The following is a 13897-nucleotide window of genomic DNA, read 5'->3' on the forward strand; positions in this document are numbered from 1 at the left end:
CAGCGGGATTCGGGCCGGGGCCTGTCAGGATGAGGCATGCCTGAGTCGCTGGAGGATCTGGTCGAGCTGCTCGACCTGGAGATGATCGAGGTCGACCTGTTCCGCGGCCGTCAGCCGGAGACCTCCTTGCAACGCGTGTTCGGCGGCCAGGTGCTCGGTCAGGCGCTCGCAGCGGCGAGCCGGACGGTCGATCCCGAGCGGGTGGTGCACTCGTTGCACGGCTACTTCCTGCGTGCCGGGGACACCGCCGTACCGATCATCTACCGGCCGGAGCCGACGCGGGACGGCGGAACGTTCAGCAGCCGGCGGGTGGTCGCGTCGCAGCACGGCAAGCCGATCTTCTACATGTCCGCGTCGTTCCAGCGGCCGGAACCGGGGCTCGACCATCAGGACCCGATGCCGGAGGATCTGGTCCCGCCGGAGGAGGCGCCGCGGCTGGCGACTGTCCTCGAAGCACGCTCGGGCCGCAAGGCCGCCGACTGGGACAAGGAGTGGGCGGCGCTCGACGTACGCCTGGCCGGCCTCAGCGGTCGTCAGTTCTGGATCCGTGCCGCAGGCAAGCTTCCCGACGATCGCGCCCTCCATGCGTGCGTCCTGGCCTACGCCAGCGACCTGACCCTCCTTGGCGCCAGCCTCCTGCCCCACGGCATCATCATCGGCGACCGCCGGATCCAGCCGGCGTCTCTCGACCACGCTCTGTGGTTCCACCGGGAGTTCCGCGCCGACGACTGGCTCCTGTACGACCAGGCATCCCCGTCCGCGTCCAATGCCCGGGGGTTCGCCACCGGCCGCCTCTACACCGAGTCGGGCCAGCTGGCCGCCTCGGTCGCCCAGGAAGGCCTCATCCGTCCCGTCGGCCTGGACCTCAGCGAGTAGTACGTCTCCACGCCTGTCGAGTGATCTGTCTCACGCGCCGTCACAACGATCGACGACGCGGTGTCTTGTGGCCGAACCCCGAGACAAGGCAAGGAGAGATCGTGAACCTCGTTCTGTGGATCGCTGCCGGACTGCTGGCAGCAGTCGCGCTGACCGGCGGCATCAGCAAGACGTTCGTCCCCAAGGAGAAGCTGGCCGCGCACAACGGTGGGGAGTGGACCGGGCACTCGGGTGCCGGCTTCGTGAAGAGCCTCGGGATCCTCGAGCTCCTGGCCGCGGTCGGCCTGCTCCTGCCCGCCATCGTCGACATCGCACCGGTGATGGTGCCGGTGACGGCGGTCTGCTGGGTGGCGCTGATGATCGGTGCGATGATCACCCACGGTCGGCTTGATCAGTACAAGTTCGTCATGCTGAACTCGGTCTACCTCGTGCTGGCGGCCTTCATCGCGCTCGGTCGCTTCAGCCTCGAGCCCTTCACCGGCTGACGCCGGGCCGGCCACGAACATGAGGAGCGAAGGATGAGCGACCACGCCGCCGACCGGGCGACCGAGACTTTCGTTGCCCATCGCAACCTGCTCTTCACCGTGGCCTACGAGATGCTCGGGTCGGCGGCCGACGCCGAGGACGTCCTCCAGGAGACCTGGCTGCGCTGGGTCAAGGTCGACCCGGAGGAGGTCCGCGACGAGCGCGCATACCTGGTCCGGATCACCACCCGGCAGGCGCTCAACCGGCTGCGCACGATGAAGCGCCGCAAGGAGGCGTACGTCGGCCCGTGGCTCCCGGAGCCGTTGCTCACCACGCCGGACGTGGCCGAGGACGTCGAACTCGCGGAGAGCGTGTCGATGGCGCTCATGCTCGTCCTCGAGACACTCACGCCGACCGAGCGTGCTGTCTTCGTACTGCGCGAGGTGTTCGACGTCAGCTACGACGAGATCGCGGCCGCCGTCGACAAGACCCCGCCGGCAGTTCGCCAGATCGCGCATCGCGCCCGACAGCACGTCGATGCCCGCCGGCCGCGCGCCGCCGTATCGCAGCGCCAGACCAAGGCTGCCTTGCAGTCCTTCCAGCGCGCTATCGAAACCAGGGACCTGCAGGGTCTTCTGGACGTGCTTGCCCCCGATGTCGTCCTGATCGGCGACGGCGGTGGCCTCAAGCAGGCCGGGCTGCGACCGGTCGTCGGCGCCGACAAGGCAATCCGCTACATCCTCGGCGGCATCGGCAAGACACCAGCCACGCTCACCAGTGAACCCACCGTGGTCAACGGCAGTCCGGGACTCGTCCTCCGCTTGGACGGCGAGCTCGACGGCGTCATGGCCATCCGCGTCGACGACGACCGCATCACCGGCGTGTACTACGTCCGCAACCCGGAGAAGCTGTCCCGGGTGGAATCCGAGACCCCACTCACCCTCCGGTAAGGCCGGCGAACATCTCGTCCCAGTGCCCGAAGATGGCTCCGCCATGCCCCTCGCCGGGATGGATGACGACGGTGGATGTCGGAATGCGGGCGGCCAGCCACTGACCATGGGACGCAGGAACGAGGCGGTCCTCCGCGCCGTACCAGAGGTAGGCGGGGACCTCCAGCCGAGTGGGATCGATGTCCCACGGGCCTCCCCAGGAGACATTGTCCCGCGCATACCCGTCGTACGTGCGAAGGGCGTCGCGTACGTCGGCAGCCCAGTGGCGTCGGGCGTCGTCGTCGAGCCAGCCGAGGTCGGCCGCCGGTGCGCCGCGGAAGAACTCGTCGATCATCGACTCGTCCGCGAGTGTGAGCATACGGTCGAAGGCGACGCGGCCCTGCGCCCGGAACCCGTCCAGCGCGCCGTCCACGTCGCCGGCGTCAGCGAGTGCGAGCAGCGGCAGGTCGGGATCGGTGCTCTCGGTCGACTCGATCAGCCGCCACGGACCGATGCCGGCGGCGAGCCCGACCGCCCGCACCCTGCCTGGATCAGCAAGCCCGGCAGCCAGCGCATAAGGCCCACCTCCGGACGCCCCCAGTACGGCGAACTCCGCGAGGCCGAGAGCGTCGGCCACCCGCAATGTGTCGACACCGACCGACGCGAGACTCGGTGGTGTATCGGTCGAGTCGCCGTACCCCGGGCGGTTGAAGGACACGAGCCGAACGTGATGCCGGGCAGCGGCTTCGGCACCGAGCACCGCCTGGAGCCGTCCGGACGGCGTCCCGTGGTGGAACACGATCGGGGACCCTTCAGGCGATCCGCCCTCCCACACCGAGAGGGTCCGCCCGTCGGCGAGAGTGAGCAACTCGGCGGTCATGGCTCAAAGGTAAATCGTGCGGAAGCCCCGTGGGGGTCTGCTACGGTTGAAGCATGTTCAAGCGCGCGGTAGTGGAGACGACGCCGGAGTCCGTCCCGGCGCGCTGACACCTGACTGTCTGACAAAGCCCCGGGGCGTGTGCCCCGGGGCTTTGTTGTGCTCCGTGGTCCTCGCCCCACCTCGTGAAGGAGCCACTGAGATGTACGACCACCGCAAGCTCGGCCGTGAACTCGGCCTGTTCGATTCTGACCCGCTGATCGGCGCCGGCCTTCCGTACTGGCTGCCCGCCGGTGCCGCGATCCGCCACGCCTTGGAGAGTTACATCGCCGAAGTGGAGCGAAGAGCCGGCTACCAGCAGGTCTATTCGCCCGTGATCGCCAAGCGAGAGCTGTACGAGATCTCCGGTCACTGGGAGAAGTACAGCGACGACATGTACCCGCCGATGGACGTCGGCAACGAGCAGCTCGTACTGCGACCGAGCATCTGCCCGCACCACGCGCTGATGTACCGATCCAGAGCCCACAGCTACCGCGAACTCCCGCTCCGCTACTCCGAGCTCGGCGGTCAGTACCGCTCCGAGTTGTCCGGCGCGATCGGCGGCCTGAACCGGGTCCGTGCCATGCAGCTCAACGACGCGCACATCTTCTGCCGCCTGGACCAGGTCGAGGAGGAGGCCGCGAGTGCGCTCGAACTGATCAACCAGGCGTACCGCGACATGGGCATCAGTCCGTCCCGCTACGTCCTCGCGTTGCCGTCCGAGGACGCCGACTTCAACAGCCCCGACTGCAAGTACGTCGGTGCTGCCGAGAGCTGGGCGCATTCCGCGGATCTCCTGCGCGACGTACTGAAGGACGCGGGCGTCGACTACGAGGAGGCGCCCGGCGACGCCGCGTTCTACGGCCCGAAGATCGACATCCAGATGGAGGATTCGGCCGGCCGGGAGTCCAGTCTGTCGACCGTCCAGATCGACTTCCACCAGCCGGAGCGGTTCGGCCTCGAGTACATCGGTGCCGACGGCAACAAGCACCGGCCGGTGATGGTGCATCGGGCGATCGTCGGCAGCATCGAGCGCGCCGTCGCGCAGCTGATCGAGGTGCACGGCGGGGCGTTCCCGGCCTGGCTGGCTCCGGTACAACTCGTCGTACTCCCGATCTCCGACGACGAGGAGCAGGTCGCGATCGACGTCGCTCGGCGCGCGGCACAGCGCGGCCTGCGGGTCGAGGTCGCGCACGCCGACGAGGGCAGTCTCGGTGCCCGCATCCGGGAGAACCGGTTGGCGCCGTACCAGGCCGTCATCGGTGCTCGTGAAGCGGACGCCGGGTCGCTGGCGATCCGGGAACGCGGTGGTCAGCAGCACGAGGCCGCACCGATCGGCGAAGTGCTCGGCCGGATCGCGAAGCTCAGTGTGCCTGCAGCTGTCCGATCAGGTGAGTGAGTTCGTGCTGCTCGTCGTACAGCGCGAAGTCGGTCGTCTTGCCGGTGTCCTTGAACCCGAACTGCACACGTGACGGGAGCAGCAGCGGCTTGCGGAAGTCGACGCGGACAGTGAAGGCGTCCGGCAGTTTCCCGGCGCGCTCGATGGAGGCGAGCGCGGCGGCCTTGGCCCACATGCCGTGCGCGATCTGGCGCGGGAACCCGAACGCCTGAGCGGTCAGCTTGAACAGGTGGATCGGGTTCCGGTCGCCGGACGCGGCGGCGTACCGGCGGCCGAGGTTGCCGCGCAGGTCCCACCATGCCGCGGGGGCGAGCTCGGGGTCCGGTAACAGGTCGACCTGCACGGACTCGTCCCCGGACGAGCGGCTGAGCAGGGTGGTGAGGTCCGTCCACACCACCTCACCGTCGACGCTCACCTCGCTGATCACGTCGAAGACCGTGCCCTTGGGGTGCGGGCGTTCCGGCGTACTGTGCACGCGGATCGCGGGCTCTGTGTGGATCGGGAGTGGCTGCCGCTGCGTGATCGTGTTGGACAGGTGCACGATCCCCATCGGCTTGTAGGGGAACGATGGATCGGACATCAGGTCCAGGTGCAGCGGGAACGCCAGGACGTGCGGGTACGTCGCCGGAAGCGCCGGACCTGCCGGGAACCCGGTGACATCCCGGTACGCCGACAGGTGGTCCTGATCGATCGCCGACCGCGGGAGCTCCAGCATCAGACCGTCCGCGTCCGGCTCGTAGTCCGCTCGCCGCAGCGTCGCCTTCACGGTCCGGGCGTAGAGCGAGCCGAACCCGGGCGTGTCGTCGTACCGTCGGGTCGGCATGTCATGCGCCCAGCATGCTCTGGCCGCAGACGCGGACCACGTTGCCGGTCACGCCCGCCGACGCGGGATCGGCGAACCAGGCGATCGTTTCGGCCACATCGATCGGCTGCCCACCTTGCTGCAGCGAGTTGATCCGGCGGCCGACCTCGCGGATCGTGAACGGGACCTTGGCGGTCATCTCGGTCTCGATGAAGCCCGGTGCGACCGCGTTGATGCGGATGTTCCGCTCGGTCAGCTTCGGCGCGAACGCCTGGACCAGGCCGATCACCCCGGCCTTGGAGGTCGCGTAGTTCGTCTGGCCGTTGTTGCCCGCGATCCCGGCGATGCTGGCGACCCCGATGATCGAGCCACCGTCCCTGACGGCTCCGGACTCGAGCAGATGCTGGGTGATTCGCTCCGGCGCGCGCAGGTTCACATCGAGTACGGCGTCCCACGCGTCCGTCCGCATGTTCGCGAGCCGCTTGTCGCGCGTGATGCCTGCGTTGTGGACGACGATGTCGAGTCCGCCGTGCTGCTCCTGCGCGTGCGCCGCGATCCGCTGCGCGGCGTCGACCGCCGTCACGTCGAGGAGGAGTTCGCTGCCGCCGATCCTGGACATCACCTTGCGCAGCGCGTCCGCGTTCTGCGGTACATCGACGCCGATGACGGTCGCGCCGTCCCGGGCCAGTGTGCCGGCGATCGACGCGCCGATTCCACGCGCAGCGCCCGTCACGAGTGCGACCTTCCCGGCCAGCGGGTGACCCGGGTCGTTGCTCACCAGCGGTCCGGTCCCGACCCGCGCGACCTGGCCGTCGACGTACGCGGACTTGGGGGAGAGGAAGAAGCGGAGCGTGGAGTCCAGCTGCTCGTGCGCGTCCGGAGCGACGTACACGAGGTTGACGGTGGCGCCACGCTTCACCTCCTTGCCGAGGCTGCGCGTGAAGCCCTCGAGAGCGCGCTGGGCGATCTGCTGCTCGGTCGAGTGCGCGAGCTCTGGCGTACGTCCGATCACGATCACCCGGCCGGCGGGCGCCAGCTGACGGATGACGGGGGAGAAGAACCGTTGCAGACTCGTCAGCTCAGCTGTCGACGTCGCGCCGGTGGCATCGAAGACAAGTGCCTTCGGCCGGATCTCGCTCGACGCGACGCCCTCGGTCGCCGTACTGAACGAGGCCCCGATATCCCGCAGCAGGGCCTGGATCGCCTTGCCGGCGTCGGTCTCGGAGATCGCGCCGAACACGACCGGCCCGTCGATCACCGGCGAACCCTCGGTCCAGCGCGGCAGCGGCGTCGGGTCGGGCAGACCCAGGTTCTTCACCAGCGTCTGGCCGAGCGGCGTGCGGGTGAAGGTCTGGTAGCGATCCGTCATTCTCTGCTCCTACTTCTCGAGGATGGCGACGACGCCTTGGCCGCCGGCGGCGCAGATCGAGATCAGGCCCCGCCCACCGCCGTTCTCGTTCAGTTGCTTGGCCAGCGCGGCGACGATCCGCCCGCCGGTCGCCGCGAACGGGTGGCCCGCGGCCAGCGAGCTGCCGTTCACGTTCAGCTTGTCCCGGTCGATCTCGCCGAGCGGCGCGTCCAGGCCGAGCCGCTCCTTGCAGAAGATCGGGTCCTCCCACGCCTTCAGGGTGGCCAGCACCTGCGACGCGAACGCCTCGTGGATCTCGTAGTAGTCGAAGTCCTGCAGGGTCAGACCGGCCCGGGCGAGTATCCGCGGTACCGCGTACGCGGGGGCCATCAGCAAGCCCTCGGCACCCTTCACGTAGTCGACCGCGGCGGTCTGCGAGTGCGTGAGGTAGGCGAGCGGCCGCAGACCGTGCTCGGTGGCCCACTCATCGGTCGACAGCAGCACGGTCGACGCGCCGTCGGTCAGCGGTGTCGAGTTGCCGGCCGTCATCGTCGCGGTCTCGCCCTTGCCGTAGACCGTCTTGAGCTTGGCGAGCTTCTCCAGGGACGTGTCCGCGCGGAGGTTCTGGTCCTTCTCGAGACCGAGGTACGGCGTGATCAGGTCCTGCTGGAAGCCGCGGTCGTACGCCTTCGCCAGGTTGACGTGGGAGCGGTACGCGAGCTCGTCCTGGTCCTCGCGGGTGATACCCCACTCCAGCGCGGTCAGTGCCGCGTGGTCGCCCATCGACTTGCCGGTCCGCGGCTCGGCGTTCCGGGGGATCTCGGGTACGACGTCCTTCGGACGGACCCGCGCGAGGACCTTGAGCCGGTCCTGGAAGCTCTTGGCCCGGTTCAGGTCGAGCAGGATGCTGCGCAGCCGGTCGTTGACCGAGATCGGCGCGTCGGACGCGGTGTCGACACCACCCGCGATGCCGACGTCGATCTGACCGAGAGCGATCTTGTTGCCGACCAGGATGGCCGCCTCGAGCCCGGTGCCGCACGCCTGCTGGATGTCGTACGCCGGGGTGGTCGGGGCGAGCTTGGACCCGAGAACCACCTCGCGGACCAGGTTCCAGTCGCGGGCGTGCTTCAGCACCGCGCCGGCCGCCACCTCACCGACCTCCTGGCCGCCGAGGCCGGCCCGGTCGACCAGGCCGTTCAGTGCGGCCGCGAGCATGTCGGAGTTCGAGGCGTGCCGGTAGGCCTTGTCCTGGCGGGCGAACGGGATCCTGTTGCCGGCGACAACGGCCACTCTGCGGGTCTCGGTCACGATTTCTCTCCTGCTCTGGTGGAGCGCGGGGTTGTCTTCTTGCCGTTGAGCGCCTTGCGGCCTACGGCGGTTGCGAGCGTGGCGGTGATCGCGGTCGACCGGACGGTGCCGACATCGGCATGATGCACGACCGGATGTCCGGGCCGGCCGCTCGACACGATCAACCCGACCCTTGCCATGTGCAACGAACCGAGTGTCTGCGTGTACAGATGGTTGGCGAGGTAGTCGCTGTCGACGTCGTCGAACACCCCGGTCCGCTGGCCGGCCTCGAGGATCGCCGAGATCCGCTCCAGCGCCGAGGCCATCGCCGTACCGAGCTTGGTCATCACCGGCTCGGTGATCTCGCCGAACAGTTCGTCACCGGTCCGCCGCAGCAGGCTCATCGCGCAGTCGGCGAAGGCCGGGAACTCCAGGCAGAAGTCGACGAACACCTCACTGAGCGCTTTCAATCGATTGAGCGGCGCCCGCCGGGGGTTGTCGACCTGGGCCAGCCGCTCGTCGAGCTCGCCGAGATAGTCGACCAGGGTGAGCGCGAACAACTCCTCCTTGCCGGCGAAATGGCGGTAGATCAGGGCCTTGTTGATCCCGACCCGCTTGGCGATATCGTCGATCTGGGCGTCGATCGTGCCCCGCTCGTCGAACAGTTCGCGGGTGGCCCGGATGATGTCCCGCTCCCGGTCGCGCCGGCGCTCCGCCGTGGTGCGGCGGCGTCCGATCGCGAGCAGCGCGGAGCTCATGGAACGATCTTAGTCACAGGGGTGCCCCCCGGTGCAAACGACGGTTACACTCGTCGGTAACATCTGGCTTGTCTGCTTCTTGCCGCCGGAGGATGTTGATGACCGACCCGAAGTCCGCGCCCACCCTGTCCGCCAACGTGATGACGCTTGCCGGAGAGCTCGGCGCCGAGCGATCCAAGCCCGGCTGGAGCACCTTCTCGCTCGCCGTCAACGACGATCAGCGGGAGATCCGCGACTGGACCCACGCCTTCGCCGCCGACGTCATCCGCCCCGCCGCATCCGAGTGGGACGAGCGTGAGGAGACGCCGTGGCCGATCATCCAGGAGGCCGCGAAGATCGGCCTGTACGGCCTCGACATGAACGTCAACCTCTTCGTCGACCCGACCGGCCTACTGATGCCGCTGGTCCACGAGGAACTGTTCTGGGGCGACGCCGGCATCGCGATGTCACTCAAGGGCACCGGTCTGGCATCGTCCGCGATCTTCTCCAACGGCACCCCTGAGCAGTGGAGCCAGTGGATGGGGCGCTGCTACGGGACACCTGACGACGTACGTGTAGCCGCCTTCTGCTCGTCGGAGCCTGGTGCGGGTTCTGACGTGTCCGCGATCCGTACGCGGGCGACGTACGACTCGGTGACCAACGAGTGGGTCATCAACGGGCAGAAGGCCTGGGCGACGAACGGCGGCATCGCGGACATCCACGTCGTCGTCGCCACCGTCGACCCGTCGCTCGGGACGAAGGGGCAGGCGGCGTTCGTCGTACCCAAGTCCGAGGTGCACGGGCTGGAGATGGGGACCAAGCTGCGCAAGCACGGCCTGCGCGCGTCACACACGGCCGACGTCTTCTTCGACAACGTGCGCATCCCGGCCGAGAACGTTCTCGGGGGCAAGGAGAAGCTGGACGCCCGCCTGGCCCGCGCTCGCGAGGCCGCGGGCCAGCGCGCTCGGGTGCCCGCCGCCGGCCAGCAAGGGCGCAACGCTTCGATGGCCACTTTCGAGATGACCCGCCACCTGGTCGGCGCCCAGGCGATCGGCATCGCGCGCGCGGCGTACGAGGTGGCCCTCGAGTACGCCAAGACCCGCGAACAGTTCGGCCGCCCGATCATCGACAACCAGGGCATCGCCTTCAAACTCGCCGACATGGCCCTCGAGATCGACGCCGCCCGGTTGCTGGTCTGGCGCGCCGCCAACATGTCGTCGGCCCTGATGCGCGGCGAAACCCCCGACTACCAGCACGGCGAAGGCTCCATGGCGAAGCTGAAGGCCGGCGAGGTAGCCGTCAAGGTCACCGAAGAAGCCATCCAAATCCTCGGCGGCAACGGCTACACCCGCGAGTACCCCGTAGAACGCATGCACCGAGACGCCAAGATCTACACGATTTTTGAAGGTACGTCGGAGATCCAGCGCCTGGTAATAGCCCGAGCCATCTCCGGCATGCGGATCAGGTAGGTCCGACCCACGCGCGCGACGCAGGCGCTTCGTCCCTTCGCTCCTCCCGCGCCTGCTACGCGCGCTCCCACCCGCCCCCGGCTTATCGCCGTCCTTCCCTTTGCCGGCTCCCGCCGGCGATCGGCGGGCTGCCGCCCGCGGTGCCCGCTGCCGCGCGGGCGACCGCTCCGTGGTGGTGGCAGACCGACCGTGCTAGCCGAGGAGACCCTGGACGGAGCCCGCTGGGCGCGCCGTTGCGACTGCACGCGGGCGTGCGTGACGCCGCGTCCGCTCAGGGGCCAGCGCCTGCTTTGGGGCAGGAACACAATCCCGACGTGGTGAGGTGATCGGGTTGCGCTCCGGTGGAACGGCGGAACGGACGCGGAGTGCAGGGGACTTGAGGAGAACGAGGGACGTCCCCTCAGCACGTCCGCTCCGCCGGCTTGGCGGCGATCAGAACCTCGTGGGTGCATTGGCGGAGGTGGTCTCGGATCTGAACCGGATGGCCGAGGCCGGCGAGGTGGTGCAGTGTCGGCACAACGAGCGGCTGTCCGTCGGACTCCAGGAGCGATTCGAGGAGGTCGAACGCCGCGCTGGGCGGTCCCGGCTCTTCGACGTACACCTTGGTGAGGTGAAGCCCGTGCTCGATTGCGAGCGCCAGCAGTTCTCGGTGGATGGCGAGGAGTTCGCCGGGGTTGCGTACAAAGGACATGGAGATGAATCCGAGGGCTGGGGTCGCAGACATGTGCACCAGTCGTTCCTTACGGCCGCGGTGTCTAGTCGCCGGCCACGATCGTGATGCCGTTGGACTCAAGGCGCTGTCGTACTACCGATGGGTCGCCGGCTACCTCGAGGTGGTGGATGTCGGGCGTGATGATCATTCGCTGTGCGTCCTGCATCACGACCGCGAGCAGATCGTGGAACGCCTCTGGCGATGTCTCGATCTCCTCGACGTGAATCGCCACGAGCTCCACACCACGAGTCCGAGCGGCTTCGACGATGAGCTTCCGAGCCTTCGCGAACTCCGTCTCGTTCATCAGGAAATGCTTCCGGATGTAGCCGTACGCCCGCACGGCGCTGCTCAGTTGGTGGCGATCTGTACTTCGAGGCGTGCTGGTCATTTGTCCGGCCGCCACGTCATTCGTTCCGGCCGGACAGGTCTCGGAACAGATCGGTGAGCATCGCGATCGTCAGCCCCGCAGCCAGGCAGATCACGATGAACAGTGGCGTCGTCATGGTGGGTGTCCTTCGTCGGTGTGTTGTAACGCTCTGTATTCACACCATGGCGCTGTGGCGGCAACTTCCACCACCGGCTGTGCTCATCGAGGCGACCTATCGGCGATGCCAATAGACGGAGCGGATGCGCGCGGGCTAACTTCACAGAGCCGCCTAGGGACAAGGAGTGACGATGACGGCAACGCAGCCGCTGCTCGACTCCTCGTGGTGGGACAGCTCGGAGCTGCGTCCTGTCCTGGCATCTCGCGACGTGGCTGGCATCTTCCGCTGGCTCCAGCGGCATGGCTGGAGCCAGACGCAGATTGGCGCCCGGACATACCAGTCTCAGGGTGAGGTCTCGGAGATCCTCAACGGCCGCCAGGTCAAGGCGTACGACGTCTTGGAGCGCATCGCGGACGCGCTCGAGATTCCGCGAGGAAGGATGGGGCTTGCGTACAGCTCGACCGCCCAAGCGGCGGCCGACGAGTCGCACGAATTGACCAGCGAAGATCGCAGAAACTTCGCCGGCGCGGTGGCGAGCGTGGCGTTCGGCTCGGTGAACGACCATGCTCGGAAGTGGCTGCCGGAGTTCCCCAGCAGCGTCGCCGCCGTGCCTCCGACGATCACTGAATCCGACGTCGATCAAGTCGTGTCGATGACAGCAGAACTCCGGAAACTCGATCAGCGCTACGGCGGGGGAGCGGCGGTCGACGCTGCCCGTGGCTTTTACGGCTACGCACGACGGATGATCCATTCCACCGCCGACCAGCGCACGCACCGAGACCTCAAGGTGTCCCTCGCGGACTTCAGCAGCATGGTCGGATGGTCGTTCCATGACATCGGCGACCAAGCTGCCGCAAGACGCTTCCTGATGAACGCTCTCGTACTCGCGAAAGACGCCGACGAGCCCTCGCTGGCTGCGTCAATTCTGTACCGGCTCGGTCGGGTCAGCATGCAGGAAGCTCAACCCGTTGAGGCGTTGAAGATGCTGCAGCTCGGCCAACTCGCAGCACAGGACGCGGGCGATCCAGCCGAGGTCGCAAGACTGCACGCCAACGAGGCGCTGGCCTACGCGATGCTGGGCAAGCACGATCACGTCGTCGAGGCTCTCGCTCGTGCGGAACACGAGATGGGACGTGCCGATAGGCGTCGGGTCTCTCCGTGGACGACGCTGTACTTCACGCCAGGCGACTACACCGGACATCAGGCGCTCGTGTACAACTCGCTGTCGAGTTACGCGAAGGACGATGCGCAAGCCCGCGAGTACGCCGTACGCGCCGTCGCATTCGCGCAGCAAGCAATCGCAGAATCCGGCCCCGACAGGTCACGCCGAAGTCGGACGTTCGATCGGATCATCTTGTCGACCAACCTCCTGCGTACGAACGAACTGGACGTCGGCATCGACGTCGCTCGTGACGTGATCAATGAAGCGCAACATCTCCGCAGCGGCCGCGGACTCAGCCGCCTGGCCGAGATCGGCACCGCAGCCTCACAACACTCCGACAACTCCGACGCCGTGGACCTGTTACACCAGATCGAATCCGTCCGCACAACCGCGCCGAAGGCACTCACAGCATGACCAACCTGTCCTCAGAGCTCGACCAGCGGCTTAAGCACGCCCTGAAGGGCCTCTGCCAAGAAGCAGGCCTCCTGCCGGACGAAGCCGAGCTGATCAAGTACACCAACAACGCCGTCTACCGGCTTCCCAACCAAGGCGTTGTCGTCAGGTTCGGAGCCGGCGATCTAGCCAGCCAACGGGCCGACCACGTAGTCCGAATCGCCACCTGGCTGGAGCACCACGAAGCGCCGGCAGTCAGGCTCGCGCCAGGTCTGACCCAGCCCGTCCTGTTCGAGAACTACTCGGCCACAATCTGGCAGCTCCTCGAAGCCAGCAACCCCGCATGGACCGGCGCCGAGCTGGCAGCACCACTACTCGCCTGGCGCAAACTCGAGCCGATGCCCGGCCTCAAGCCGTGGGACCCGTTCAGCAGTGCCCGTAGTCGCCTTGCCATGGCCGATGGACTCACCGCCGACGACCACGCCTGGCTGTCCCGACAATGGGCCAACATCGAAGCCGACTACAGCGCCCTCACCCCTGACCTCCAGATGGGCCTACTCCACGGCGACGCCTACATCGGCAACCTCCTACGTGAACCCACCGGCCGCTTCGTCCTCTGCGACTTCGACGGCACCAGCATCGGCCCTCTCGCGTACGACCTGGTTGTCGCCGCTGTAAGCGCTCTACGCTTCGGTGCGATCCAAGACCACGAAGCCCTAGCCACCACGTACGGCCTAGACGTCACCACCCTCCCGTCCTGGCCAACCCTCAGTCGCATCCGAGAGTTGGTCCTCGTCACCAGCGTCATCACCGACCTCCGCAACCGTCCCGACATCGCCAAGGTCCACGCGCATCGGCTGGCCACTCTCAGATCGGGTGCCAACGAACTGTGGCACCGCTACAAGTAGTTGTAGGCA

Annotated in this window: 14 protein-coding genes; 7 read left to right on the top strand and 7 right to left on the bottom strand. The window is 67.5% G+C overall.

Features of this window, described 5'->3' with window-relative positions:
• Nucleotides 1–36 precede the first annotated feature (36 nt).
• The 3 genes from ACIBG5_RS04925 (at nucleotide 37) to ACIBG5_RS04935 (ending at nucleotide 2291) form a co-directional block, all read left to right on the top strand.
• Complete coding sequence (locus ACIBG5_RS04925) at nucleotides 37–876, top strand: acyl-CoA thioesterase (RefSeq protein ID WP_396390168.1); 840 nt, start codon at nucleotides 37–39, stop codon at nucleotides 874–876.
• Between the two features lie 101 nt (nucleotides 877–977).
• Nucleotides 978–1361, top strand: a complete 384-nt coding sequence (locus ACIBG5_RS04930) for a DoxX family protein (protein WP_396390169.1) — start codon at nucleotides 978–980, stop codon at nucleotides 1359–1361.
• Between the two features lie 33 nt (nucleotides 1362–1394).
• Entirely contained in the window at nucleotides 1395–2291 is an 897-nt protein-coding gene (locus tag ACIBG5_RS04935; protein WP_396390170.1) for an RNA polymerase sigma-70 factor, read from the top strand.
• Here ACIBG5_RS04935 and ACIBG5_RS04940 read toward each other — a convergent pair.
• Nucleotides 2278–3150 (bottom strand): alpha/beta fold hydrolase, encoded by an 873-nt coding sequence (locus tag ACIBG5_RS04940; RefSeq protein ID WP_396390172.1) that lies wholly within the window; start codon nucleotides 3148–3150, stop codon nucleotides 2278–2280. The two genes, ACIBG5_RS04935 and ACIBG5_RS04940, sit on opposite strands and share 14 nt — an antisense overlap.
• A 199-nt stretch (nucleotides 3151–3349) precedes the next feature.
• On the opposite strand from ACIBG5_RS04940, the gene thrS reads away from it, so the two are divergent.
• Nucleotides 3350–4585, top strand: coding sequence for a threonine--tRNA ligase (thrS, locus tag ACIBG5_RS04945; protein ID WP_396390173.1), 1236 nt, complete (start codon nucleotides 3350–3352; stop codon nucleotides 4583–4585).
• Here thrS and ACIBG5_RS04950 read toward each other — a convergent pair.
• From ACIBG5_RS04950 to ACIBG5_RS04965, 4 genes are read right to left on the bottom strand one after another with little or no spacing between them, the layout of a single operon-like run.
• Nucleotides 4551–5408 (bottom strand): MaoC/PaaZ C-terminal domain-containing protein, encoded by an 858-nt coding sequence (locus tag ACIBG5_RS04950; protein ID WP_396390175.1) that lies wholly within the window; start codon nucleotides 5406–5408, stop codon nucleotides 4551–4553. The two genes, thrS and ACIBG5_RS04950, sit on opposite strands and share 35 nt — an antisense overlap.
• A gap of 1 nt (nucleotide 5409) precedes the next feature.
• Nucleotides 5410–6756 carry a 3-oxoacyl-ACP reductase gene (locus tag ACIBG5_RS04955; RefSeq protein ID WP_360446255.1) on the bottom strand — a complete coding sequence of 449 codons (1347 nt, stop codon included), beginning with the start codon at nucleotides 6754–6756 and terminating at the stop codon, nucleotides 5410–5412.
• A 9-nt stretch (nucleotides 6757–6765) separates the two neighbouring features.
• The gene (locus tag ACIBG5_RS04960) at nucleotides 6766–8043 is read right to left on the bottom strand and encodes an acetyl-CoA C-acetyltransferase (RefSeq protein ID WP_396390176.1); all 1278 of its coding nucleotides are present in this window, start codon (nucleotides 8041–8043) and stop codon (nucleotides 6766–6768) included.
• Nucleotides 8040–8780: a TetR/AcrR family transcriptional regulator gene (locus ACIBG5_RS04965; RefSeq protein ID WP_396390177.1), complete on the bottom strand. Its 741-nt coding sequence runs from the start codon at nucleotides 8778–8780 to the stop codon at nucleotides 8040–8042. The genes ACIBG5_RS04960 and ACIBG5_RS04965 overlap by 4 nt, the downstream gene beginning before the upstream one ends.
• A gap of 98 nt (nucleotides 8781–8878) precedes the next feature.
• On the opposite strand from ACIBG5_RS04965, the gene ACIBG5_RS04970 reads away from it, so the two are divergent.
• Complete coding sequence (locus tag ACIBG5_RS04970) at nucleotides 8879–10228, top strand: acyl-CoA dehydrogenase family protein (RefSeq protein ID WP_396390178.1); 1350 nt, start codon at nucleotides 8879–8881, stop codon at nucleotides 10226–10228.
• 400 nt (nucleotides 10229–10628) lie between these two features.
• Here ACIBG5_RS04970 and ACIBG5_RS04975 read toward each other — a convergent pair whose 3' ends face one another.
• Complete coding sequence (locus tag ACIBG5_RS04975; RefSeq protein ID WP_396390179.1) at nucleotides 10629–10958, bottom strand: hypothetical protein; 330 nt, start codon at nucleotides 10956–10958, stop codon at nucleotides 10629–10631.
• A 25-nt stretch (nucleotides 10959–10983) separates the two neighbouring features.
• Nucleotides 10984–11244 (bottom strand): hypothetical protein, encoded by a 261-nt coding sequence (locus tag ACIBG5_RS04980; protein ID WP_396390180.1) that lies wholly within the window; start codon nucleotides 11242–11244, stop codon nucleotides 10984–10986.
• Nucleotides 11245–11615: 371 nt separating this feature from the next.
• On the opposite strand from ACIBG5_RS04980, the gene ACIBG5_RS04985 reads away from it, so the two are divergent.
• Nucleotides 11616–13001: a helix-turn-helix domain-containing protein gene (locus ACIBG5_RS04985; protein ID WP_396390181.1), complete on the top strand. Its 1386-nt coding sequence runs from the start codon at nucleotides 11616–11618 to the stop codon at nucleotides 12999–13001.
• A complete protein-coding gene (locus ACIBG5_RS04990) occupies nucleotides 12998–13888 on the top strand; it encodes a phosphotransferase (protein WP_396390182.1) in 891 nt (296 codons plus the stop codon). Before ACIBG5_RS04985 ends, ACIBG5_RS04990 begins: the two co-directional genes overlap by 4 nt.
• Nucleotides 13889–13897: the final 9 nt, after the last annotated feature.

Source organism: Kribbella sp. NPDC050241 (genome assembly GCF_044459685.1).
In the GTDB taxonomy this organism is placed as follows: Bacteria; Actinomycetota; Actinomycetes; order Propionibacteriales; family Kribbellaceae; genus Kribbella.

Bases quoted from the DNA above. Each gene is read 5' to 3' on its own strand.
- ACIBG5_RS04925 (WP_396390168.1), top strand. From the start codon at position 37: ATGCCTGAGTCGCTGGAGGATCTGGTCGAGCTGCTCGACCTGGAGATG.
- ACIBG5_RS04935 (WP_396390170.1), top strand. From the start codon at position 1,395: ATGAGCGACCACGCCGCCGACCGGGCGACCGAGACTTTCGTTGCCCAT.
- ACIBG5_RS04940 (WP_396390172.1), bottom strand. From the start codon at position 3,150: ATGACCGCCGAGTTGCTCACTCTCGCCGACGGGCGGACCCTCTCGGTG.
- thrS (WP_396390173.1), top strand. From the start codon at position 3,350: ATGTACGACCACCGCAAGCTCGGCCGTGAACTCGGCCTGTTCGATTCT.
- ACIBG5_RS04950 (WP_396390175.1), bottom strand. From the start codon at position 5,408: ATGCCGACCCGACGGTACGACGACACGCCCGGGTTCGGCTCGCTCTAC.
- ACIBG5_RS04955 (WP_360446255.1), bottom strand. From the start codon at position 6,756: ATGACGGATCGCTACCAGACCTTCACCCGCACGCCGCTCGGCCAGACG.
- ACIBG5_RS04965 (WP_396390177.1), bottom strand. From the start codon at position 8,780: ATGAGCTCCGCGCTGCTCGCGATCGGACGCCGCCGCACCACGGCGGAG.
- ACIBG5_RS04970 (WP_396390178.1), top strand. From the start codon at position 8,879: ATGACCGACCCGAAGTCCGCGCCCACCCTGTCCGCCAACGTGATGACG.
- ACIBG5_RS04980 (WP_396390180.1), bottom strand. From the start codon at position 11,244: ATGAACGAGACGGAGTTCGCGAAGGCTCGGAAGCTCATCGTCGAAGCC.
- ACIBG5_RS04985 (WP_396390181.1), top strand. From the start codon at position 11,616: ATGACGGCAACGCAGCCGCTGCTCGACTCCTCGTGGTGGGACAGCTCG.
- ACIBG5_RS04990 (WP_396390182.1), top strand. From the start codon at position 12,998: ATGACCAACCTGTCCTCAGAGCTCGACCAGCGGCTTAAGCACGCCCTG.